This is a genomic window from Actinocatenispora rupis (genome assembly GCF_016861975.1).
Lineage (GTDB): Bacteria > Actinomycetota > Actinomycetes > Mycobacteriales > Micromonosporaceae > Actinocatenispora > Actinocatenispora rupis.
In genome coordinates this window covers 55,035-75,393 of the sequence record NZ_BOMB01000013.1, presented here as the reverse complement: position 1 = coordinate 75,393, position 20,359 = coordinate 55,035, and the positions used below count along the sequence as shown (strand labels likewise).

The 20,359-nt window shown below is 73.0% G+C and carries 21 protein-coding genes and 1 pseudogene; 10 read left to right on the top strand and 12 right to left on the bottom strand.

Annotated features, from left to right (window positions below; genetic code table 11):
• The first annotated feature begins 106 nt into the window (after positions 1-106).
• The 3 genes from Aru02nite_RS12575 (at position 107) to Aru02nite_RS12565 (ending at position 3,368) form a co-directional block, all read left to right on the top strand.
• Positions 107-1,714 carry an alkaline phosphatase D family protein gene (locus tag Aru02nite_RS12575; protein ID WP_203657652.1) on the top strand — a complete coding sequence of 536 codons (1,608 nt, stop codon included), beginning with the start codon at positions 107-109 and terminating at the stop codon, positions 1,712-1,714.
• Between the two features lie 115 nt (positions 1,715-1,829).
• A complete protein-coding gene (locus tag Aru02nite_RS12570; protein WP_203657651.1) occupies positions 1,830-2,660 on the top strand; it encodes a helix-turn-helix transcriptional regulator in 831 nt (276 codons plus the stop codon).
• A gap of 9 nt (positions 2,661-2,669) precedes the next feature.
• On the top strand, positions 2,670-3,368 hold the full coding sequence (locus tag Aru02nite_RS12565; protein WP_203657650.1) for an HAD family hydrolase: 699 nt from the start codon (positions 2,670-2,672) through the stop codon (positions 3,366-3,368).
• Between the two features lie 4 nt (positions 3,369-3,372).
• On the opposite strand, the gene Aru02nite_RS12560 is transcribed toward Aru02nite_RS12565, so the two are convergent.
• The 4 genes from Aru02nite_RS12560 to tsaB are packed head-to-tail and all read right to left on the bottom strand — an operon-like array spanning position 3,373 to position 5,851.
• Positions 3,373-3,627: an antibiotic biosynthesis monooxygenase family protein gene (locus tag Aru02nite_RS12560; RefSeq protein ID WP_203657649.1), complete on the bottom strand. Its 255-nt coding sequence runs from the start codon at positions 3,625-3,627 to the stop codon at positions 3,373-3,375.
• Positions 3,628-3,681: 54 nt separating this feature from the next.
• Positions 3,682-4,740 (bottom strand): tRNA (adenosine(37)-N6)-threonylcarbamoyltransferase complex transferase subunit TsaD, encoded by a 1,059-nt coding sequence (gene tsaD, locus Aru02nite_RS12555; protein ID WP_203657648.1) that lies wholly within the window; start codon positions 4,738-4,740, stop codon positions 3,682-3,684.
• Positions 4,737-5,180 (bottom strand): ribosomal protein S18-alanine N-acetyltransferase, encoded by a 444-nt coding sequence (rimI, locus tag Aru02nite_RS12550; protein ID WP_203657647.1) that lies wholly within the window; start codon positions 5,178-5,180, stop codon positions 4,737-4,739. Before rimI ends, tsaD begins: the two co-directional genes overlap by 4 nt.
• Positions 5,177-5,851, bottom strand: a complete 675-nt coding sequence (gene tsaB, locus Aru02nite_RS12545; protein ID WP_203657646.1) for a tRNA (adenosine(37)-N6)-threonylcarbamoyltransferase complex dimerization subunit type 1 TsaB — start codon at positions 5,849-5,851, stop codon at positions 5,177-5,179. Before tsaB ends, rimI begins: the two co-directional genes overlap by 4 nt.
• Positions 5,852-6,014: 163 nt before the next feature.
• Between tsaB and Aru02nite_RS12540 the strand changes: the two genes are divergently transcribed.
• The gene (locus Aru02nite_RS12540) at positions 6,015-6,839 is read left to right on the top strand and encodes an alpha/beta fold hydrolase (protein WP_203657645.1); all 825 of its coding nucleotides are present in this window, start codon (positions 6,015-6,017) and stop codon (positions 6,837-6,839) included.
• 547 nt (positions 6,840-7,386) lie between these two features.
• Here the strand turns inward: Aru02nite_RS12540 and tsaE are convergent.
• The 5 genes from tsaE to Aru02nite_RS12515 all read right to left on the bottom strand — a co-directional run bounded on the left by tsaE (position 7,387) and on the right by Aru02nite_RS12515 (position 12,236).
• The gene (gene tsaE / locus Aru02nite_RS12535) at positions 7,387-7,845 is read right to left on the bottom strand and encodes a tRNA (adenosine(37)-N6)-threonylcarbamoyltransferase complex ATPase subunit type 1 TsaE (protein WP_203657689.1); all 459 of its coding nucleotides are present in this window, start codon (positions 7,843-7,845) and stop codon (positions 7,387-7,389) included.
• A gap of 11 nt (positions 7,846-7,856) precedes the next feature.
• Positions 7,857-8,948: an alpha/beta fold hydrolase gene (locus tag Aru02nite_RS12530; RefSeq protein WP_203657644.1), complete on the bottom strand. Its 1,092-nt coding sequence runs from the start codon at positions 8,946-8,948 to the stop codon at positions 7,857-7,859.
• A complete protein-coding gene (gene alr / locus Aru02nite_RS12525) occupies positions 8,948-10,084 on the bottom strand; it encodes an alanine racemase (protein WP_203657643.1) in 1,137 nt (378 codons plus the stop codon). The genes Aru02nite_RS12530 and alr overlap by 1 nt, the downstream gene beginning before the upstream one ends.
• Positions 10,085-10,434: 350 nt before the next feature.
• The gene (locus tag Aru02nite_RS12520; RefSeq protein ID WP_203657642.1) at positions 10,435-11,865 is read right to left on the bottom strand and encodes an NAD(P)H-hydrate dehydratase; all 1,431 of its coding nucleotides are present in this window, start codon (positions 11,863-11,865) and stop codon (positions 10,435-10,437) included.
• Positions 11,862-12,236 (bottom strand): holo-ACP synthase, encoded by a 375-nt coding sequence (locus Aru02nite_RS12515; protein WP_203657641.1) that lies wholly within the window; start codon positions 12,234-12,236, stop codon positions 11,862-11,864. Before Aru02nite_RS12515 ends, Aru02nite_RS12520 begins: the two co-directional genes overlap by 4 nt.
• 49 nt (positions 12,237-12,285) lie before the next feature.
• On the opposite strand from Aru02nite_RS12515, the gene Aru02nite_RS12510 reads away from it, so the two are divergent.
• A complete protein-coding gene (locus Aru02nite_RS12510) occupies positions 12,286-14,304 on the top strand; it encodes a prolyl oligopeptidase family serine peptidase (protein ID WP_203657640.1) in 2,019 nt (672 codons plus the stop codon).
• 68 nt (positions 14,305-14,372) lie between these two features.
• Here the strand turns inward: Aru02nite_RS12510 and Aru02nite_RS12505 are convergent, their stop codons facing one another.
• Complete coding sequence (locus tag Aru02nite_RS12505) at positions 14,373-14,651, bottom strand: hypothetical protein (RefSeq protein ID WP_203657639.1); 279 nt, start codon at positions 14,649-14,651, stop codon at positions 14,373-14,375.
• A 111-nt stretch (positions 14,652-14,762) separates the two neighbouring features.
• On the opposite strand from Aru02nite_RS12505, the gene Aru02nite_RS12500 reads away from it, so the two are divergent.
• The 4 genes from Aru02nite_RS12500 to Aru02nite_RS12485 are packed head-to-tail and all read left to right on the top strand — an operon-like array spanning position 14,763 to position 16,445.
• The gene (locus Aru02nite_RS12500; protein WP_203657638.1) at positions 14,763-15,593 is read left to right on the top strand and encodes a helix-turn-helix domain-containing protein; all 831 of its coding nucleotides are present in this window, start codon (positions 14,763-14,765) and stop codon (positions 15,591-15,593) included.
• Positions 15,580-15,897: a DUF397 domain-containing protein gene (locus Aru02nite_RS37560; RefSeq protein ID WP_203657637.1), complete on the top strand. Its 318-nt coding sequence runs from the start codon at positions 15,580-15,582 to the stop codon at positions 15,895-15,897. Before Aru02nite_RS12500 ends, Aru02nite_RS37560 begins: the two co-directional genes overlap by 14 nt.
• Positions 15,898-15,951: 54 nt before the next feature.
• Positions 15,952-16,203: a type II toxin-antitoxin system Phd/YefM family antitoxin gene (locus Aru02nite_RS12490; protein ID WP_203657636.1), complete on the top strand. Its 252-nt coding sequence runs from the start codon at positions 15,952-15,954 to the stop codon at positions 16,201-16,203.
• The gene (locus Aru02nite_RS12485; protein WP_203657635.1) at positions 16,200-16,445 is read left to right on the top strand and encodes a Txe/YoeB family addiction module toxin; all 246 of its coding nucleotides are present in this window, start codon (positions 16,200-16,202) and stop codon (positions 16,443-16,445) included. Before Aru02nite_RS12490 ends, Aru02nite_RS12485 begins: the two co-directional genes overlap by 4 nt.
• A gap of 24 nt (positions 16,446-16,469) precedes the next feature.
• Here the strand turns inward: Aru02nite_RS12485 and glmS are convergent, their stop codons facing one another.
• Together glmS and Aru02nite_RS36585 are read right to left on the bottom strand one after the other, a co-directional pair.
• On the bottom strand, positions 16,470-18,329 hold the full coding sequence (glmS, locus tag Aru02nite_RS36590) for a glutamine--fructose-6-phosphate transaminase (isomerizing) (protein WP_239076636.1): 1,860 nt from the start codon (positions 18,327-18,329) through the stop codon (positions 16,470-16,472).
• Between the two features lie 139 nt (positions 18,330-18,468).
• A pseudogene (locus Aru02nite_RS36585) lies at positions 18,469-19,266 on the bottom strand (DMT family transporter); the annotation flags it as partial.
• A gap of 101 nt (positions 19,267-19,367) precedes the next feature.
• On the opposite strand from Aru02nite_RS36585, the gene Aru02nite_RS12475 reads away from it, so the two are divergent.
• Complete coding sequence (locus Aru02nite_RS12475; protein WP_203657633.1) at positions 19,368-20,285, top strand: LysR family transcriptional regulator; 918 nt, start codon at positions 19,368-19,370, stop codon at positions 20,283-20,285.
• The last annotated feature ends 74 nt before the right edge of the window (positions 20,286-20,359 follow it).

Below are 20,359 nucleotides of genomic sequence, written 5' to 3'. Positions count from 1 at the left end.
TTAGCGGAAATGTGCGGCGTCGGTGGGCGGCGCTCCACCTGGCGGCCACATAGGTGCGAAACGGTCATAACCGTCACTCGATCCCCTCGAACGACGGGTGCCGACCATGGACCTCAGCAGACGTCGACTCCTCGGTCTCGCCGGCGCCGGTGTCGCCGCGATCAGCTTGTACACCAACGGAATCAGCCACGGCAAGGCGTGGGCGGCACCGCGGTTCGCGGACGACCCGTTCCGGCTGGGTGTGGCGGCCGGCGACCCGACCGCCGACGGGTTCGTGCTGTGGACGCGGCTCGCGCCGGACCCGCTGGCGGTGGACGGCCGCGGCGGCCTGCCGGAGCGTACGGTCGCGGTCGACTGGCAGGTCGCCAGCGACGACCGGTTCCGGCGGGTGGTGCGGTCGGGCACCGCGCACGCCGTACCGGAGCTGGGGCATTCGGTGCATCCGGAGGTGCACGGGCTCGCGCCCGGCCGGGAGTACTTCTACCGGTTCCGTGCGGGCGGGGTGCTCAGTCCGGTGGGGCGGGCGCGCACCGCGCCGTTCCCCGCCGACCTGGGTACCGGGTCGTTGTCGTTCGCGTTCGCGTCCTGCCAGGCGTGGTACGAGGGCTGGTACTCCGCGTACCGGCACATGGCCTCGGCCGGGCACGACCTGGTCGTCTTCCTCGGCGACTACCTGTACGAGTACGGCGTCGGGCCGGACGCCGGGTGCCGGCACCGGACGCTGCCCGCGCAGTACCAGCGGGAGGCGCACACGCTCGTCGAGTACCGCAACCGGTACGCGCTGACGAAGCTGGACGCCGACCTGCAGGCCGCGCACGCCGCCGCCGCGTGGGTGCTGACCTGGGACGACCACGAGATCGAGAACAACTGGGCGGGCGACGTCGCCGAGCCGGACGACGACGGCTACCCGGACGGTGACGTCGCCGCGTTCCGCCGCCGCAAGGCCGCCGCGTTCCAGGCGTACTACGAGCACCTGCCGCTGCGGCTGCCGCAGAAACCCGCCGGGGCGCGGGCCCGGATGTACCGGCGGCTCGGCTTCGGCACGCTGCTGGACCTGCACGTGCTCGACTCCCGCTCGTACCGGTCGGATCAGGTCGCCGGGGACGGCACCGGGAAGGCCCGGGACGCGCAGCGCCGCGACCCGCGGCGGACGATGCTCGGCGCGGCGCAGGAGGCGTGGCTGCTCGACGGCGCCGCCCGGTCCGCCGCCACGTGGCAGGTGGTCGCCAACCAGACCCTGATCGCGCAGGTCAACCAGCGTCCCGACGCGAAGCACCCGTCCTGGGGTACCGACATGTGGGACGGGTACGTGGCGTCCCGGGACCGGCTGCTCGGCGGCCTGCACGACCGCGGCGTACGCAGCGCGGTCGTCCTCACCGGCGACATCCACCGCGCCACCGTCGCCGACCTGAAGCTCGACTTCGACGACCCCGGCTCGCCGGTGGTGGCCACCGAGTTCGCCGGTACGTCGATCTCGTCGGGCGGGAACGGGGCGGCCACCGACCAGATCGGCCGGGACTGGATGACGCCCGGCATCAACCCGCACCTGAAGTGGCACAACGCCCAGCGCGGCTACACCAGCGTCCGCCTGGACCACCGCGAACTGCGCGCCGGCTACCACGTCCTCGGGTACGTGACGCGGCCCGGTGCGCCCGTCTCGACCGCCGCCCGCTTCGTGGTGGAGGCGGGTCGGCCCGGCGCCCACCATGCCTGACGCCGCCGGTCCGCGACGGACATCGTTGGCGCGCAACGAGCGCCAGGGTGCGGCGGGGCGAGCCAGGGACCGGCGGTACCAGGATGCGGGCGGGCGGCGGCGTGATACTTGCGGCATGGACCGTGCCGAGTTAGCCGACTTCCTCCGCCTGCGCCGCGCCCGGATCCAGCCGGCGGACGTGGGCCTGCCACCCGGCAACCACCGCCGTACGCCGGGGCTGCGCCGCGAGGAGGTCGCGCACCTGGCCGGCATGTCCGTGGACTACTACGTACGGCTGGAGCAGGCGCGCGGGCCGCACCCGTCCGAACAGGTACTCGACGCGCTGTCCCGGGCACTGCGGCTGTCCGAGGACGAACGGCGCCACCTGTTCCACCTGGCCGCGCGTACGCCGGGGCCGGGTGCGGGGCCGCGCCGGGACGTACCGGCGGGAATCCTGCGGTTGCTGGACCGGCTGGACGACACGCCGGCGATGGTGGTCGACGCGAAGTCGGACATCCTGGCGTGGAACCCGATGCTGTGCGCCACCCTCGGCCGTGACCTGGCCGCGTACCCGGAGCGGGAGCGGAACGGGCTGCGCTGGCTGTTCCAGCCGGGCGGTACGGAGACGGCGGACCGGGTGACGTTCGCCCGGGAGATGGTGGCGGACCTGCGCGCCGCCGCGGCCCGCTACCCGGACGACGCGAGCATCCGGGAGCTGGTGGCGGACCTGGCCGGGCATCCGCTCTTCGACGAGCTGTGGGCGGCGCACGAGGTCGACACGCGGCGGTCGACCAGCAAGCTGATCCGGCACCCGACCCTCGGTACGTTCGAGGTGGACTGCCAGACCCTCGACATCCCCGAACGCGACCAGCGGCTCATCTTCTACACCGCCGCCCCCGGCACCCCCGGGTACGAGGCGCTCGGGATGGTCCGGGTGATCGGCACCGCCGACCTGGCCACCCGGTAGCGTTCGGGCGTGACCCGAGCGATCCTGTTCGACCTGTTCGGCACGCTGGTGCCGGGCGACACCAACGCCGAGCGGGACGAGACCTCCCGCCGGATCGCCGCCGTCCTCGGCGTCGACCCGACCCGTTTCGCCGCCGAGGTTCGCGCCAGCCGCCGGGACCGGTTCACCGGGCACCTCGGCGACATCCCCGAAACCGTGCGTACGCTCGCGGAACGGGTGGGCGGCAACCCCACGCCGGCCGCCGTCGACAGCGCCGTACGGCAGCGCCTCGCGTTGACGCGGCGCCAGCTCGTACCGGGGCCAGGGGTGTTGGACGCGCTGGACCGGCTGCGCGGCGACGGCTGGCGGCTGGCGCTGGTGACGAACTGCAGCGCGGAGACCGCGCAGCTGTGGCGGGAGACCGAGTTCGTGACCCGGTTCGAGCTGGCGGTGTTCTCCAGCACGCTGGGCCACGCCAAGCCCGACCCGCGGGCGTACCTGGCGGCGGTGGTGGCGCTGAACCTGCCGCCCGCGTCGTGCGCGTTCGTCGGGGACGGCGCGAGCGGCGAGCTGCCCGGCGCGGTGGCGCTGGGCCTGCCGACCGTACTGGCCGCCACGCCGCTGGCCGACCCGGACGTGGACACCGCCGACTGGGCCGGCCCGCGGATCACGTCGCTGTCCGAGCTGCCCGCCCTGCTGGCCGACCTGGTACCGGATCAGGCGGACTGACGGCTCAGCGGTCGACCGGGGTGAAGTCCCAGGCGTGCGGGTCGCGCGGGACGAGGTGGCCGGGCGGTTCGGGCATCACGGCCGGCTCGCCGCGCCACCGGGAGATCACGACGACGCGCCGGTCGGCCGCGCTGAACACCTCGGTGTCCAGGTGACCCGGGGCGGACTCCAGCCCCGGCACCGCGTCCTCGCAGACCCAGTCCAGCAGCTCGGCGAAACCGTCGCGGTACGCCCGGGCCTCCCACATGCGCACGATCACGCCGCTCATTGTGCCCCGCCCCGATTCGTCGACATCGATCGATACCCGTACCGGTCAGAGCCGGTCGGCCAGGCTGACGGTCGTCACCGGCAGCGCCGAGTCGGCCGGAATGTCCAATGTGGACGGCGGTACGGCGGCGGCGACCAGGTGCGAGCCGAGCGCCGCGACCATCGCGCCGTTGTCGGTGCACAGCTTCGGTCGCGGGATCCGCACCGTGATGCCGTACGCCGCGGCCCGCTCGGTCACCATCGCGCGCAGCCGCGAGTTCGCCGCGACGCCGCCGCCGACGAGCAGCGTGTCCACCCCGCGGGTACGGCAGGCGTCGATCGCCTTGCGGGACAACACGTCGCACACCGCCTCCTGGAACGACGCGGCCACGTCGGCCACCGGCACCGGCTCCCCGGTACGCTCGCGCGCCTCCACCCAGCGCGCCACCGCCGTCTTCAACCCCGAGAACGAGAAGTCGAACCGGTGCCGTACCAGATCGCGCGGTCCGGTCAGGCCGCGCGGGAAGTCGATCGAGACCGGGTCGCCGTCGCGCGCCGCCCGGTCGATCGGCGGCCCGCCCGGGAACGGCAGCCCCAGCAGCCGGGCCACCTTGTCGAACGCCTCGCCCGCGGCGTCGTCGATCGTCGCGCCGAGCGGCTCCACCCGGCCCGCCAGGTCCTCCACCATCAGCAGCGACGAGTGCCCACCGGACACCAGCATCGCGATCGCCGGCTCGGGCAGCGGCCCGTGCTCCAGCGTGTCCACCGCGACGTGCGCGGACAGGTGGTTCACGCCGTACAGGGGCTTTCCGGCGGCCAGCGCGTACGCCTTCGCCGCGGCCACCCCGACCAGCAGCGCGCCCGCCAGCCCCGGCCCGGCGGTCACCGCGACGGCGTCCACATCGGACAGTCGTACGCCGGCGGTGTCGAGCGCCTGCCGCATCGTGCCGGCCATCGCCTCCAGGTGCGCCCGGCTCGCCACCTCCGGCACCACCCCGCCGAACTTCGCGTGCTCGGCCATGCTCGACGCGACCGCGTCGGCCAGCAGCGTCGTCCCGCGTACCACGCCGATGCCCGTCTCGTCGCAGGACGTCTCGATCCCGAGCACCAGCGGCTCGTCCGTCACCGTTCCTCCCGCCTCTCCATCACCAGCGCGTCGGTGTTGCTCGGCTGGTAGTAGCCCTTGCGTACGCCGACCGGGACGAACCCGTACCGCTCGTACAGGCGCTTGGCCGGCTCGTTGTCCACCGCGACCTCCAGCAGTACCCGGGTCGCGCCGCGCCGGGCCGCCTCCGCGAGCAGGTCCGACAGCAGCGCCCGGCCGATGCCCGCGTGCTGCCGGTCCCGGCGTACCGCGATGTTCTGCACCCACGCCTCGTCCGGCCCGGTCACCGCGAGCCCCGCGTACCCGACGATCTCGCCGTCCTCGCGGGCGATCCGGTAGTAGTGGCCGGAGGCCAGCTCGTTCCAGAACATGGCGGCGCTCCACCGTTCCGCGCCGAACAGGTCCTCCTCGATCGGCAGCAGCTCACGGATGTGCCACCACCGCAGCCGGTCGATCGTCACCGGGGCGTCCCGGCCGCGGCGGGCCGGGTCGCCGCCGGCGCGGCCGGTGTCACGTCCGGCCGCCGCAGGTACCGCGGCTCCAGCACCTCGCCCGGCGCCCCGGCCAGGATCCGCTCCGCCGCCAGGCCCACCAGCACCGCACCCACCGGGTACCGCGGCTCCGGCACGATCCGGACACCCAGCACCTCCGCGTACTTCCCGGCCCCGTCGCCGACCGCCCGCTCCGCGTCCACGTGGACGTCGGCGGGTTTCGCCACGGCGGGCCCGTCGGTACGGACCCCGTCGACGTACCGCGCCCAGTAGACCTCGCGGCGGCGCGCGTCCGTCGCCACGAGTACCCGGCCCGGCCCGGCGGCGGCGCCCAGCGCGTCCAGCGAACACACCCCGTACGTCGGGACGCCGAGTGCCTGCGCCATCGCCGTCGCCGTCACCAGACCCACCCGCAGCCCCGTGAACGGCCCCGGCCCGGTGCCCGCCACCACCGCCGACAGCTCGCCGACCGTACGCCCGGCTCGGGTCAGCACCTCGGCCACCGACGGCGCCAGCCGCTCCCCGTGCGCCCGCCCGTCGACGGTCACCGCCGACGCCAGCTCGCGTACGCCGTCCGCGTCCACCTCGGCGAGGACCGCCGTCACCGCCGCCGTCGCCGTGTCCACTCCCAGCACCAACACGTCGTCAATCCTGCCTCGCGCCACCCCGCCGCGCGCACCGGCACCACCGGGTACCACCCCGCAACGCGCACCACGTCGGATGTCCGGACATTCTCCCCCACCGTTCCGCGGTCGGCGATGCTGCGACCCTGGACCAACGACCGACCGGACGAAGGGCGACGCCGTGCACGACTGGAACCTCACGCAGACCTTCGACAGCACGTCCGGGGAGGTCCGCTGGGACAGCCTCGGCCCCGACGACGGCGACCCCGTCGTCCTCCTCCACGGCACACCCTTCTCCTCGTACGTCTGGCGCAACGTCGCCGCCGCCCTCGCCACCCGCCACCGCGTGTACGTCTGGGACATGCCCGGCTACGGCACCTCCGCCATGTACGACGGCCAGGACGTGTCCCTCGCCGCGCAGGGCCGCATCTTCACCGACCTGCTCCGCCACTGGCGCCTCGACACCCCCGCCGTCGTCGCCCACGACTTCGGCGGCGCCGTCGCCCTCCGCGCCCACCTCCTGCACGGCGCCCGGTACCGGCGGCTCGCCCTCGTCGACCCCGTCGCCGTCGCCCCCTGGGGCTCCCCGTTCTTCCGGCTCGTCGCCGCCAACGCGGCCGTCTTCGAGCAGCTCCCGCCGCACCTGCACGCCGCGCTCGTCCGCGAGTACATCTCCACGGCCAGCTCGCCCGGCCTGCACCCCACCACCCTCGACACCCTCGCCGCCCCCTGGCTCACCCCCACCGGCCAGGCCGCCTTCTACCACCAGATCGCCCAGGCCGACCAGCGCTACACCGACGAGATCCAACCCCACTACCCCGACATCGACATCCCCGTACTCCTCTGCTGGGGCACCGACGACACCTGGATCCCCGTCGCCCGCGCCCACACCCTCCACAGCCTCATCCCCACCGCCACCCTCACCTTCCTCCCCCAAGCAGCCCACCTCCCCCAAGAAGACAACCCCGCACTCCTCACCACCCACCTGCTGGACTGGACGCGATAGTCAGGGACGCTGCGGCGAACCGATTCGCCCCCTCGCGGCGCCGATCCCGACCTTGTGTGCTGACGCACACGGCGGCCGGTCTCGACTTGCGAGCGAACGAATCGGACTCGCCTCGCTCCCCTCCCCCCACACCACCCTTTACTTCAAAAACCAAGCCATACAAGACCTTCCCCGGTACGGCGGGCGCCGAAGGCGCCAACAACACCCGGGTAGCGAGAGGGCGGAGCAACGAGCAGCACAAGAAACGGTGGCGACCAGCGCAACGAAGAGGCCGCCTACTTTTCAGGGCGAACAGCAAGCCCGGTGAAAGAAGCCAACTCCGGTTGACGCACAAGGACTTGGACCGGTGACGAGAGGCGAACGCGAACGCATCTGCCTACTTGTGGGGGTTTCCAAAGGGGGCGAAGCCCCCTTTGGCAGGAGAGAGCGCGAGAGAGGACAGCGTCCTCTCTCGCACCCCCAAGCCCCGGCACGGGCAACCGACACCGGGGAAGAACCACCACAAGAGCGAGCAGTACCAAGGAAACCCAAGGCCGGGCGGCCACGTTCAGAACGAGGCGAGCCGAGCCCCCCAGTCCCCGCCGTGCGGCACCAACTCAACCTCCCGTACGTCGTCGTCGCGCCGCGAGATCCGTACGTCGAGCCGGGCGGGGCTCAGCTGCTCGACCAGCCCCTCGCCCCATTCGACGACGGTCACGGACTCGTCGATGCTGGCGTCGAGGTCCAGGTCGTCGACCTCGACGACCCCGCCGAGCCGGTACGCGTCGACGTGCACCATCGGTACGCCGCCGCTGCCGGCCCGGTGTACGCGGGAGATGACGAACGTGGGGCTGGTGACGGCGCCGGTGACGCCGAGCCCGGCGCCGATCCCTTGCGCCAGCGCGGTTTTCCCGGCACCGAGCGGTCCGACGAGGACGACGAGGTCGCCGGCGCGCAGCAGCGCGGCGAGCCGTTTCCCGAACTCCCGGGTGTCGTCCACGGTGGACAGTTCACAGTGGACGGTCATGTCCGCCTCGGTCATCGTTTCCTTCCCGCCCGTTCCACGAGTGCGAGCAGCGCCTGGTTCACCACGTCCGGGTACTCCAGCAGCGCCATGTGCCCGGAGTCCGGTACCACCAGCAGTTCCGCCGTGGGCAGCAGCCGGGCGATCTCCTCGGCGTGCGCGAGCGGCGTGAACAGGTCCTTGTCGCCGGCGACGACCAGCACGTCGGTGTCGGCCAGCACCGAGAGCACCGCGTACCGGCTGTGGGTGAACAGCGTCTCCAGGTAGCCGGCGATGACCTCGATGGAGGTCCGCTCGTTCATGCGTTCCACGTACGCGACGACGGCGGGGCTGGGCGACGCGCCGCCGAACCCGTACCGCCGGGTCAGCAGGTACGCGACGTCGGTGGCGGCGCCACGCGCCCGGTCGATCACGCCGGGCGTCAGCTTCGCCGCGCCGGCGAGTACCGGAAGCAGGCGGGCGCGGGCCCGGGGCAGGACGTTCGGCAACCCGAGCGGTACCTCGGACAGCTTCCCGGCGGACGTGGAGATGAGCGCGACGGCGCGGACCCGGCCGCGCCGGCCGAACAGCTGCGGGTGCTGCTCGGCGAGCGCCATGATGGTCATCGCGCCCATCGAGTGCCCGACGAGCACGAGCGGCCCGTCCGGCGCGACCTGCTCGATCACCCGCCACAGCGCCGATCCGAGCGCCTGGATGCTGTACCCTCCGTCCGCGGCACGCGCCGAACGCCCGTGCCCCGGCTGGTCGTACGCGACGACGCGGTAGCCGGCCTCGGTCAGCGCGCGCCGCTGGAAGTGGAAGGTGCCCATGTCGAGCGCGTACCCGTGGACGAGGACGACGGTCGGCGCGGACCGCTTGCGCCGCCCCGGTGCCTCGACGACCTCGACGTGCAGGTCGACCCCGCCGTCCGTGGTCACCGTCGTCTCCGTGTCGTACGGCAGCGCGTCGAACGGCTCGTCCCGGTACGGGTCCGGCCCGGCCTTCTCCTTGCGTACCAACAGTTTCTGTACGGCGATGCCACCCGCAACGCCGGCCGCGGCGACACCCACGACGGCGCCGAGCAGCCCCGCGGTACGCGCGCGCCGGCGCCGGTCCGGGGTCGCCATCAGGCCGCCGGGTCGGTGTCGGGGGCGCCCACGTACACCCGGCGGGCGCGCGGCCCGATCCGGCTGACGACCTCGTAGCTGATGGTGGACAGCACGGCGGCCCAGTCGTCGGCGGTCGGTTCGCCGTCGGTGCCCGGCCCGAACAGCACCGCGACGTCCCCGTCGGCGACCGGGTCGTCCCCGGCGTCGACGACGAACTGGTCCATGCAGACGCGCCCGGCGATGGTGTGCCGGGCGCCGCCGACGAGTACCGGGCCGGCGTTGCTCGCGGCGCGCGGGATCCCGTCCGCGTACCCGAGGGGCACCACGGCCAGCGTCGTCTCCCGCGGCGTCGTGTACGTCAACCCGTACGACACGCCCTGCCCGGCCGGTACCCGCTTGGTGACGAGGATCCGGGCCCGCAGCGTCATCGCCGGTACGAGCGCCGCCGCGGCCGGCCACCCCGCGATCGGCGACAGCCCGTACGTCGAGATGCCGGCACGTACCAGGTCGAAGTGCGTGTCGGGCCGGCTGAGCAGCCCCGCCGAGTTGGCCAGGTGCCGGTACGCGGGCCGCAGCCCGGCGCGTTCGGCGACGGCGAGCGCGTCGGTGAACGCGGCGAGCTGCCGGTCGACGCTCGGGTGTCCCGGCTCGTCGGCGCAGGCCAGGTGGCTCCACGTGCCGACCACCTCGACGGCGCCGTCGGCCTGCGCCTTGGCCGCCGCGGTCACCAGGTCGGGCCAGTACTGCGGGGTCGCGCCGCCCCGCCCCAGCCCCGTGTCGATCTTGAGGTGTACCCGCGCGGCGCGGCCCTCCCGCCGCCCGGCGTCGGCCACCTCGTCGAGCTGACCGACCGTGGCGGCCGACAGGTCGATGTCCCGGCGTACGGCACCGGCCAGCGGCGTACCGGGAGTGACCAGCCAGGCGAGCATCGGCGCGTCGATACCGGCACCGCGCAGCTCGTACGCCTCGTCGAGGGTGGCCACGCCCAGCCACGTCGCCCCGCCCCGCAGCGCGGCCCGCGCCACCGGAACCGCGCCGTGCCCGTACCCGTCGGCCTTGACGACGGCCATGACCTCGGCGCGGGTGAGCCCGCGCAGGTGCGCGACGTTGCCGGCGACCGCACCCAGGTCGACCACCGCTTCCGCCTGCCACATGACCCCAGTCTCGCAGGCAGTGGCCGGATCCTGCACGCACGGCCCGTCGTACTGCCGCGTCCGGTGGTGATCGCGCCGGTGACCGCCCGCACCCCCCAGTACCGGGCGGTCACCGACACGAGGATGGCACCTCAGAGTGCCGACCTCAACACAATGTGTCAGGCGGACCCCATGATGCCGGGTAACCCGAACCCCGTCCAACCCGTACACCCCGATTGGTGGCGTCATGTCACCCGGACGGCGGTCACCCGACTGCGGAGAGTGTTCATGGCGCGGGGATCCGCCCCCGGCCGCCCGCGTACGACGGTCACCGGTTGTGCCGGTGTGACTTCCCCATCTGAAAGCCGAGGTCACCCGGTCAAGGAGTGCACGACAGGCCGAAGGGACGCAAGAATGTTCTGCGCGCTCACCGGCCCGCTTGCCGCCGCGTACCGGCCGGCGAGGCCGTGCACGAACGACGCCGCGAGCGCCGCCCGCTCCGCCGGCAACCCCGCCGCCAGCAGCGCGCCCAGCAGCCCGGACAGCACGTCGCCGCTGCCGGCCGTGGCGAGCGCCGGGCTGCCCGTCGAGTTCACCAGGCAGCCGCCGCCCGGCGCGGCCACCACCGTGCGGTCGCCCTTCAGCAGCACCGTCACGCCCAGCCGGTCCGCCAGCCCGCGCGCCGCGGCCACCCGGTCCGGCCCCGGCTCCCCACCCGCCAGCCTCGCGTACTCCCGGTCGTGCGGGGTGACCACCGTCGGCGCCGTACGGTCGGCGAGCCAGCCGGCGGGGTCCTCCGCCAGCAGCGTCAACCCGTCCGCGTCCACGCACACCGGTACGTCCGCGGCCAGCGCGGCGCGCAGCTCGCCCTTCGCCCGCACGTCCGTGCCGAGCCCCGAGCCGACCACCCACGCCTGTACCCGGCCCGCGTCGCTCACCCGGTCGGCGACCACCGCCTCCGGCCACCGCAGCCGTACGTGGTCGGCGGCGTGCCCGGCGTACCGGACGAAGCCGGCGGGTCCGGCGAGCGCGCCGCCCACCGACAGCACCGCGGCCCCCGGGTACGTCTCGGAGCCGGTGGCCACCCCCGCCACCCCGCGGGTGTACTTGTCGTCCAGCGGTCCCGGCGTCGGCCACCACGCGGCGACGTCCTCGGCGTCCGGTACCCGCAGCCACGGCTCGTCGGGCAGGTGTGGCCCGAGGCCGATGTCGACGAGTTCGACCAGGCCGGCCCGCGGCGCCGCCGGCCCGACCACCAGGCACGGCTTGAGCGTGCCGAACGTGACCGTCACGTCCGCCCGTACGGACTCGTCGGGTGCGGCGCCGGTGTCCACGTCGACCCCGGACGGTACGTCGACGGCGAGGACCGGAGCCCCGGCCGTGGCGCGTACCGCGGCGAGTGCGGCCGGTCGCAGGCCGGGTCGTCCGCCGATGCCGACGATCCCGTCCAGCACCAGGTCGGTACGCCCGTCGGCGGTGTCGACGATCCGCCCGCCCGCGGCCCGGTACGTGGCGAGCCCGTCGGCGTGCGTCGAGTCCGGCGACAGCAGCAGTGCCCGTACGGCGGCGCCGCGGCGGGCGAGCCGGGCCCCCGCGTACAGGGTGTCGCCGCCGTTGTCGCCGGAGCCGACGAGCAGCAGTACGTGCGACGCGTAGACGCCGCCCGCACCCTCGGCGAGCAGGGCCGCGGCGCGGGCGGCGAGGCCGGCGGCGGCGCGCTGCATGAGCGTGCCGGGCGGCAGTGTCGCCATCAGTTCCTGTTCGGCGGCCCGCACCTCGGCCACCCGGTACGCGCGCCTCATCGTCCCCCCTCCGCGACGACCATGGCCGACGCGATCCCTCCGTCGTGCGACAGCGACAGGTGCCACCGGTCGATGCCCTGCCCGCCCGCGGCGTCGGCGACCGTACCGGTGACGGTCAGCCACGGTCGTCCGGTGCCGTCGACGACGATCTCGCAGTCGCGCCAGTTCAGGCCGGTGGGCGCGCCGAGCGCCTTCGCCACCGCCTCCTTCGCCGCGAACCGTGCGGCCAGCGACTCCGCGGACCGCGGGTGGCCGGCCGCGGTGACCCGTTCGTCCGCGGTGAACAGGCGTTCGGCGAGCAGCGGCGTGCGCTGCAACGCCCGGACGAACCGGTCCACCAGGACGACGTCGACCCCGACACCGATGATCACGCCGTCCACCCTGACACACCGCCCGAGGGGCTGGTGCACACTGGCCGGCATGAGCGAGCGCGCGACGGACGGCGAGGATGAGTTCGGCTGGCTGGAGGAGGTCACCGGCGACGAAGCCCTGGCCTGGGTACGCGAGCGCAACGCCGGCACCGTCGCCGACCTGGCCGCCGGCTCCCGGTACGACGGGCTGCGCGCGGGGATCCGGGAGGTACTGGACGCCGACGACCGGATCCCGTACATCACCCGGCGCGGGGACTTCCGGTACAACTTCTGGCGGGACGCGGCGCACCCGCGCGGGCTGTGGCGGCGCACCACGCTCGCGTCGTACCGGACGGCGGAGCCGGAGTGGGACGTGCTGCTGGACCTGGACGCGCTGGCCGACGCCGAGGGCGAGAACTGGGTGTGGGACTCCGCGCAGGTCCTCCGCCCGGCGTACGAGCGGGCGCTGGTGCAGCTGTCGCGGGGCGGCGCGGACGCGACGGTGGTGCGCGAGTTCGACCTGGTGCGGCGGGAGTTCGTGGCGGACGGGTTCACGCTGCCGGAGGCGAAGACGTTCGTCGACTGGATCGACGCGGACCGCGTCTACGTGGGCACGGACACCGGCCCGGGCAGCCTCACCAACGCCGGCCTGCCCCGTACGGTGCGGGAGTGGCGCCGGGGCACGCCGGTGGCGGAGGCGCCGCTGGTGTTCGAGGGCAAGCCCGACGACACGTACGTGACGGGCCACCACGACGACACCGAGGGGTACGAGCGGGACTTCGTGCGCCGCGGCATCGACTTCTACCGGGACGAGCTGTACCTGCGCGACGGCGACACGCTGACCCGGATCGACCTGCCGGACGACGCGATCGTGACGGTGCAACGGGAGTGGCTGCTGGTCGAGCTGCGTACGCCGTGGCGCGGCTTCCCCGCGGGCGCGCTGCTCGCCACCGGCTTCGACGCGTACGTGGCGGGCGAGGACCCGGCGTTCGTCCCGCTGTTCGAGCCGGACCCGCACACCGCGCTCGCCGGATACTCGTGGACCCGGCACCACCTGATCCTCACCGAGATGCACGACGTGTCGAGCCGGCTGACCGTACTGACGCCGCGGGAGTCGGGGCCGTGGCACGCGGAGCCGCTGGCGGGCGTACCGGAGCTGGGCACGGCGTCGGCGCACGGCACGGACGCGGACGTCGACGACGAGTACCTGCTGGAGGTGACGGGGTTCCTCACGCCGACGACGCTGTCGGTGGGCACGATCGGCGCGGGCGCGGAGCCCGTCAAGCACGCCCCGGCGTACTTCGACGCGACGGGTCTGGTGGTGCGGCAGCACTTCGCGGTGTCCGCGGACGGCACCCGCGTGCCGTACTTCGTGGTCGGCCCGGACACCGACGGCCCGCTGCCCACCGTCCTGTACGGCTACGGCGGCTTCGAGGTCCCCTGGCAGCCCACGTACTCGGGCACGATCGGCCGCGCCTGGCTGTCCCGCGGCCACCGGTACGTGCTGGCGAACATCCGCGGCGGCGGCGAGTACGGGCCGACGTGGCACTCCGGCGCGGTCCGCGAGAACCGCCGCCTCGTGTACGAGGACTTCGCCGCGGTGGCAACGGATCTGGTGTCGCGCGGGCTGACGACCGCGCCGCGGCTCGGCATCCACGGCGGCAGCAACGGCGGCCTGCTCGTGTCCGTCATGCTCACCCGCCACCCCGAACTGTTCGGTGCGGCGGTCTCGCAGGTGCCGCTCACCGACATGCGCCGGTACCACCGGCTGCTGGCTGGCGCGCTGTGGGTGGCCGAGTACGGCGACCCGGACGAGCCCGACGACTGGGCGTTCATGCGGGAGTTCTCGCCGTACCACCAGGTCCGGCCGGACGCCGCCTACCCGCCGGTGCTGTACACGACGTCGACCCGGGACGACCGGGTGCACCCGGCGCACGCCCGCAAGATGGTCGCCCGGCTGCTCGCGCAGGGCCACGACGTGACCTACTACGAGAACATCGAGGGCGGCCACGGCGGCGCCGCGGACAACGCGCAGGCCGCGTTCGTGTCCGCCCTCGTGTACGAGTTCTTCGCCCGGCACCTGACCTGAGGGCGGGCCGCCCGGCCCGGTCGCGGGTCGGGCGTCGCGGCGCGTCGCGGGCCGGAGCTGGCTCCGCGTCAGGCATCCAGCCAGACGAGCGCGTTGTCCATCGCCAGGTCGATCAGGCCGGCGATGTGCTCGGCGCTGTCCGCCCGGTGCGTACTGCTGCCGCCCGGGTGGAAGGCCACGGCCCGTTTCTCGGTCTGGAGTCCCCACAGGTGCAGGACGGGTTCGTCGTCGGCGTCGAACCGGAAGATGGCGAAGCGGCGCGGCGTCTCGGGCAGCGTCGCGCCCGGAAGCTCGTCCTCGATGCGGGCCGCGAGCGCGCCGTCCACGGCGCCGGATTGTGTACTCATGTCCCCAGAGTGCCGTCTGTACTTCACGCAGGGTAGGGGCTTAGGCTCCACGGGTCAGCGCTGTCCCGCGCGCGCGGGGCGCCCGTACCGACGCCGTACCGGTGGTGTGCGATGCCTGTGGAGACGCGTGTGGACGCGGCCCCCGACGCGATGCGGCGATACTTCGCGGCCGAGCTGCGCCGGCTGCGTACCGAACGCGGCCTCACCCAGGAGCAGGCCGCGCGGCTCATGACGTTCTCCGCGTCGCTCGTCGCCGAGGTCGAGAAGCTGCGGCGCGTCCCCACTGAACCCTTCGCCGTACGCTGCGACGAGGTCTTCGCCACCGACGGCTTCTTCACCCGCATGGTCCAGGCCATGCCCCGCGGCTACCCCAAATGGTTCCAGCCCTTCGTCAAACTCGAAGCGGAAGCCCTTGCGCTGCACAGCTTCGAGGTCCAGGTAGTCCCCGGCCTCCTCCAAACCGAGGACTACGCCCGCGCGGTCCTGAACACCTGGCCACCGAAGAAGCCCGAGGAAATCGAGAAACAAGTCCGTGCGCGCCTCCAACGCCAAGAGCTCCTCGTCAGGCATGACATGCCTCGGCTCTGGTTCGTGTTGGACGAGAGCGTCCTGCGTCGCCCGATGGGAGACGACGACGTCATGTCAGAGCAACTTCGGCGCCTGATCGAGCACGCCGAACTACCCAACCTGTCGCTGCAAGTCCTCCCTTATGCCCAGGCGAAGAAGGCACCGACCTCCGGATCGTTCGTCGTGCTGACAAGCCCTGACCGCAGCCGATTCCTCTACATGGAAGGCCCCGGTGACGGTCGCGTGACGCCGGATCAGGCGATCGTGGAGAGCTACACCGAGGCCCTGGATGCCGCTCGCGCGCAAGCCCTCCCGGTGGAAGACTCGATCGCGTTCATCGCCGGCCTGAGGAGTGAACTGTATGGGCACCGTTGACGTGAACGGCTTGCGCTGGTGGAAGTCGAGCCGCAGCGGAGGGGAAGGCGGCAACTGCGTCGAAGTGGCGACCACCTGGCGAAAGTCCACCCACAGCGGCGGCGAAGGCGGCCAGTGCGTCGAGGTCGCGACCGGATGGCGGAAGTCGAGCCGCAGCGACAGTCAGGGCGGCGAGTGCGTTGAGGTCGCGGACGTGAACGACGTGTGGTTCGTGCGGGACAGCAAGGACCCGGACGGCGGCGTCCTGCGCGTCTCCGGCACCGCCTGGCGCACCTTCCTCACCACCGTGACAGCCGACGCATAGCGCGCCGCCCTCCATCGACGTACAATATTCTGTACGTAGGCGAGAGGAGGATGCATGCGGACGATGAGCTACTCGGAGTCCCGGGCGCGCTACGCGGAGACGCTTGACCGCGTTGTGGAAGACCGCGAGGAGGTGGTGGTCACCCGGGCCGGACACGAGCCCGTCGTGATCGTCTCCCTGGACGACTACGAGTCGTTGAAGGAAGCGGCATACCTGCTGCGCAGCCCGGCGAACGCCCGCCGCCTGCTGGCATCGATCGAACGGCTCGAAGCCGGCAAGGGAACCCGGCGGGACATCGTCGAATGATCCTGGTGTGGGACGAGAACGCCTGGGAAGACTACGTCTGGTGGCAGCAGCAGGATCGCAAGATCCTCAAGCGGATCAACACGCTGATCAAGGACATCGACCGGAACGGCAACGAGGGGCTCGGGAAACCCGAGCCCCTCAAACATGGCTTCCACGGATTCTGGTCACGCCGGATCACCGACGAGCACCGGCTGGTCTACAAGATCGACGGCGAGGAGATCCGCATCGCCCAGTGCCGCTAACACTACGAGGACTGAGCCGTCGCGTCATTCGACGGTGACGGACTTGGCGAGGTTGCGGGGCTGGTCGACGTCGTGGCCGCGGGTCGCGGCGATCTCGCAGGCGAGTACCTGCAACGGCACCGTACTGACGAGCGGCGCGAGCAGCGTCGGCGTCCGCGGTACGTGGATGACGTGGTCGGCGTGCGGGAGTACGGCGGTGTCGCCTTCCTCGGCGATGGCGATGACGCGGGCACCGCGCGCGCGTACCTCCTGGATGTTGGACACGATCTTGTCGTGCAGCACGGCGCGGCCGCGGGGCGACGGCACGACGCAGACGACCGGGGTGCCGGCGTCGATGAGCGCGATCGGGCCGTGCTTCAGCTCGCCCGCCGCGAACCCCTCCGCGTGCATGTACGCCAGCTCCTTGAGCTTGAGCGCACCCTCCAGCGCCACCGGGTAGCCGACGTGCCGGCCGATGAACAGCACCGAGCGGGCGGTGCCGAGCGACCGGCCCAGCTCGCGTACCGGCTCCATCGTGGCGAGCACGGCCTCCACCTTCGACGGCATCGCCTGCAACTGCGCGACCACCGCCGCCACCTCGTCCGCGTACTTGATGCCGCGCACCTGCGCCAGGTGCAGCCCCACCAGGTAGCACGCCACGAGCTGGGTGAGGAACGCCTTCGTCGACGCCACCGCGACCTCCGGCCCGGCGTGCGTGTACAGCACCGCGTCGGACTCGCGCGGGATGGTCGACCCGTTCGTGTTGGAGATGGCGAGCACGCGGGCCTTCTGCACCTTCGCGTGCCGCAGCGCCATGATCGTGTCCATCGTCTCGCCGGACTGCGAGATCGCCACCACCAGCGTCGACCGGTCCAGCACCGGATCCCGGTACCGGAACTCGCTCGCCAGCTCCACCTCGCACGGGATCCGCGTCCAGTGCTCGATCGCGTACTTGGCGACCAACCCCGCGTGGTACGCCGTACCGCACGCCACGATGAAGATCTTGTCCACGTCGCGCAGGTCCTGGTCCGACAGGCGTACCTCGTCGAGGGTGATCTCGCCGGCGTCGGTGAGCCGGCCGCGCAGCGTGTCCGCGACCGCCTTCGGCTGCTCGGCGATCTCCTTCAACATGAAGTAGTCGTAGCCGCCCTTCTCGGCGGCGCTCGCGTCCCAGTCCACGTGGTACGCGGTGGTCGCGGCCGGCGCGCCCGCCAGGTCGGTCACCTCCACACCCTTCGGCGTGATCGTCACCACCTGGTCCTGGCCCAGCTCGATCGCGTCCCGGGTGTGCGCGATGAACGCCGACACGTCCGACGCCAGGAAGTACTCCCCGGCGCCGACGCCGACCACCAGCGGCGAGTTGCGCCGGGCGCCGACCACCAGGTCCGGCTCGTCCGCCGCCACCGCGAGCAGCGTGAACGCGCCGTCCAACCGGCCCGCCACCGTACGCATCGCGGCGGCCAGCCCGACGTCCGCGGCCGTCTCCGCCGCCAGCAGGTGCGCCACGACCTCCGAGTCGGTGTCGCTCGCGAACTCCACCCCGGCCGACTCCAGCTCGTCGCGCAGCCGCGCGAAGTTCTCGATGATGCCGTTGTGGATGACCGCGACCCGGCCGTCCGCCGACGTGTGCGGGTGCGCGTTGCGGTCGGTCGGCGCGCCGTGCGTCGCCCACCGCGTGTGCCCGATGCCGGTCGTCGCGGTCTCCAGACCGTCACCGCCCGGACGCTCGTCCAGCGCCTTGCACAGGTTGGCGAGCTTGCCCGCCCGCTTCGCCGACCGGACCGCCCCGTCCGCCACGACCGCGATCCCGGCCGAGTCGTACCCCCGGTACTCCAGCCGGCGCAAGCCGTCCACGACGATGCCGGAGGCCGGCTGGTGCCCGACGTACCCCACGATGCCGCACATAATCCGGGAGCCTAGCCGAGAAACGCGCAGGACCGGTGCGCAGTTCGCGGGGTGTCGAACTGGCCATTTGCGCGTTTCGCGGCCGAAAGCCATCGTTCACCGCCCGTCCGCGCGGGCGTCGCCGTACCGTCGTCAGCGCCGAACCGGCCAGGATCAGCACCAGACCCAGCACCGCCGCCGGCGTCAACCGCTCCCCCGCCAGACCCACGCCGTACGCCACCGAGAACACCGGCGCCAGGTACGACACCAGGCTCGCCGCGCCCGGCCCCGACCGCGTCACCAGGTGGTTGAACAGCGCGAACCCACCCGCCGTGCACACGATCCCGAGTACGGCCAGGGCCACCAGCGTGCGGGTCGGCGGCACCGCGCGCGGCACGTACGCCAGCGCGAACGGCAGTACCAGCAGCGCCGCCACCGCCTGCCCCGCCGCCGTCAACGGCACCGCCGGTACGCCCGGCAACAGCCGACCCAGCAGCAGCGCGCCCGCCGCGTAACTCACCGCCGCCGCCGTGACCAGAACCACGCCCACCGGATCCGGCCGGCCCGCCCCGAACGGATCCGCCAGCGCCACCACACCCAGCAGCCCCACCGCCACGCCCGCCAGCGCCACCGGGCGTACCCGGGAGCCCGGGGCGAGCAGCGGCGTCAGCAGCACCACCCACGTCATCTGCGTCGACACCAGCATCGACGCCAGCCCCGACGGCACCCGGCCCTCCCCGTACGCGATCAGCAGGTACGGCAGGACCATCTCGAACAGCGCGAACACCGCCAGCCGCAGCCACCGCCCGCGCAGCGCCCGGAACGTACCGGGGCGGGCCACCACCGCCAGCGTCGCCGCACCGACCAGCAGCCGCCCGAACACCACCACCGGCGCGCCCAACCCGTCCAACGACCAGTCGATGAACAGGAACGAGGCGCCCCACGTGGCGGACAACACCAGCAGCAGAAACCAGGAACGTCGAGTCACGGCAGCAACTCTCCGTCGAATCCGTCGCCAGGAGTAGAGCCGAATCCGGTGAGGGGTGTTAAGCAGGACTGATGATCGACGTACCCCGGCTCATGGTGCTGCGCGCCGCCGCCGCACGCGGCAGCATGGCCGCCGCCGCCCGCCAGCTCCGAATCACCCCGTCCGCGGTGTCACAGCAGGTCGCGGCGCTCGAACGGCAGGTCGGAGCGCCCCTCGTCGAGCGCCGTACGACGGGGATCACACTCACCGCGCCCGGCCGCCGGCTCGTCGCCGCTGCCGACACCATCGCCGCCGAACTCGCCAAAGCGGAGCGTCACGTCGCCGACATCGCCGCCGGCGACCGCGGCAGCCTCGCCGTCGCCACGTTCGCCTCCGCCGGCCAACGGCTCCTCCCCGAAGCCGTCAGCGGACTCGCCACCGACCGCCCGAACGCCGAGGTCAAGGTGATGGAAGCCGAACCGCACGCCGCCGTACCGATGGTCCGGCGCGGCGAAGCCGACCTCGCCGTCGTCTACCACTTCTCCACGCCCCGGCCGCCCGACGACTGGGGCATCGGCGACACCCTCCGGTACGTGCCGCTCCGCCGCGACCCCGTCCGCGTCGTACTCCCCGCCGACCACCGGCTCGCGCACCACGGCACCGTACGGCTCGCCGACCTCGCCACCGAGCCCTGGGTACAAGGCTGGGCGGACGTCGGCGAGATGCTCGACCACTACGCCGCCGTCGCCGGCTTCCGCCCCCGCGTCGCCTGCTACGCCAGTGACTACCTGTTCATGCAGTCCGTCGTCGCCGCCGGCATGGGCGTCGCCCTCGTCCCCACCGTGGCCCTCGCCACCGACAGCACCACCGGGCCGCTGAGCGGACTCGTCGCCCGCCCCGTCGACCCCACCCCCATCCGGTACGTCGGCGCCGTGCACCCCACCGACCGCTGGCGCTCGCCCCTCACCGAGGAACTCCTCACCCGCCTCCGCGCCACCGTCGCCGACTGACACCGGTTGCACAGCACCGGAACCTCTCGCCGCTCGGGTACCGGGGCCGACTGACACCGGCACCGGTTGCACAG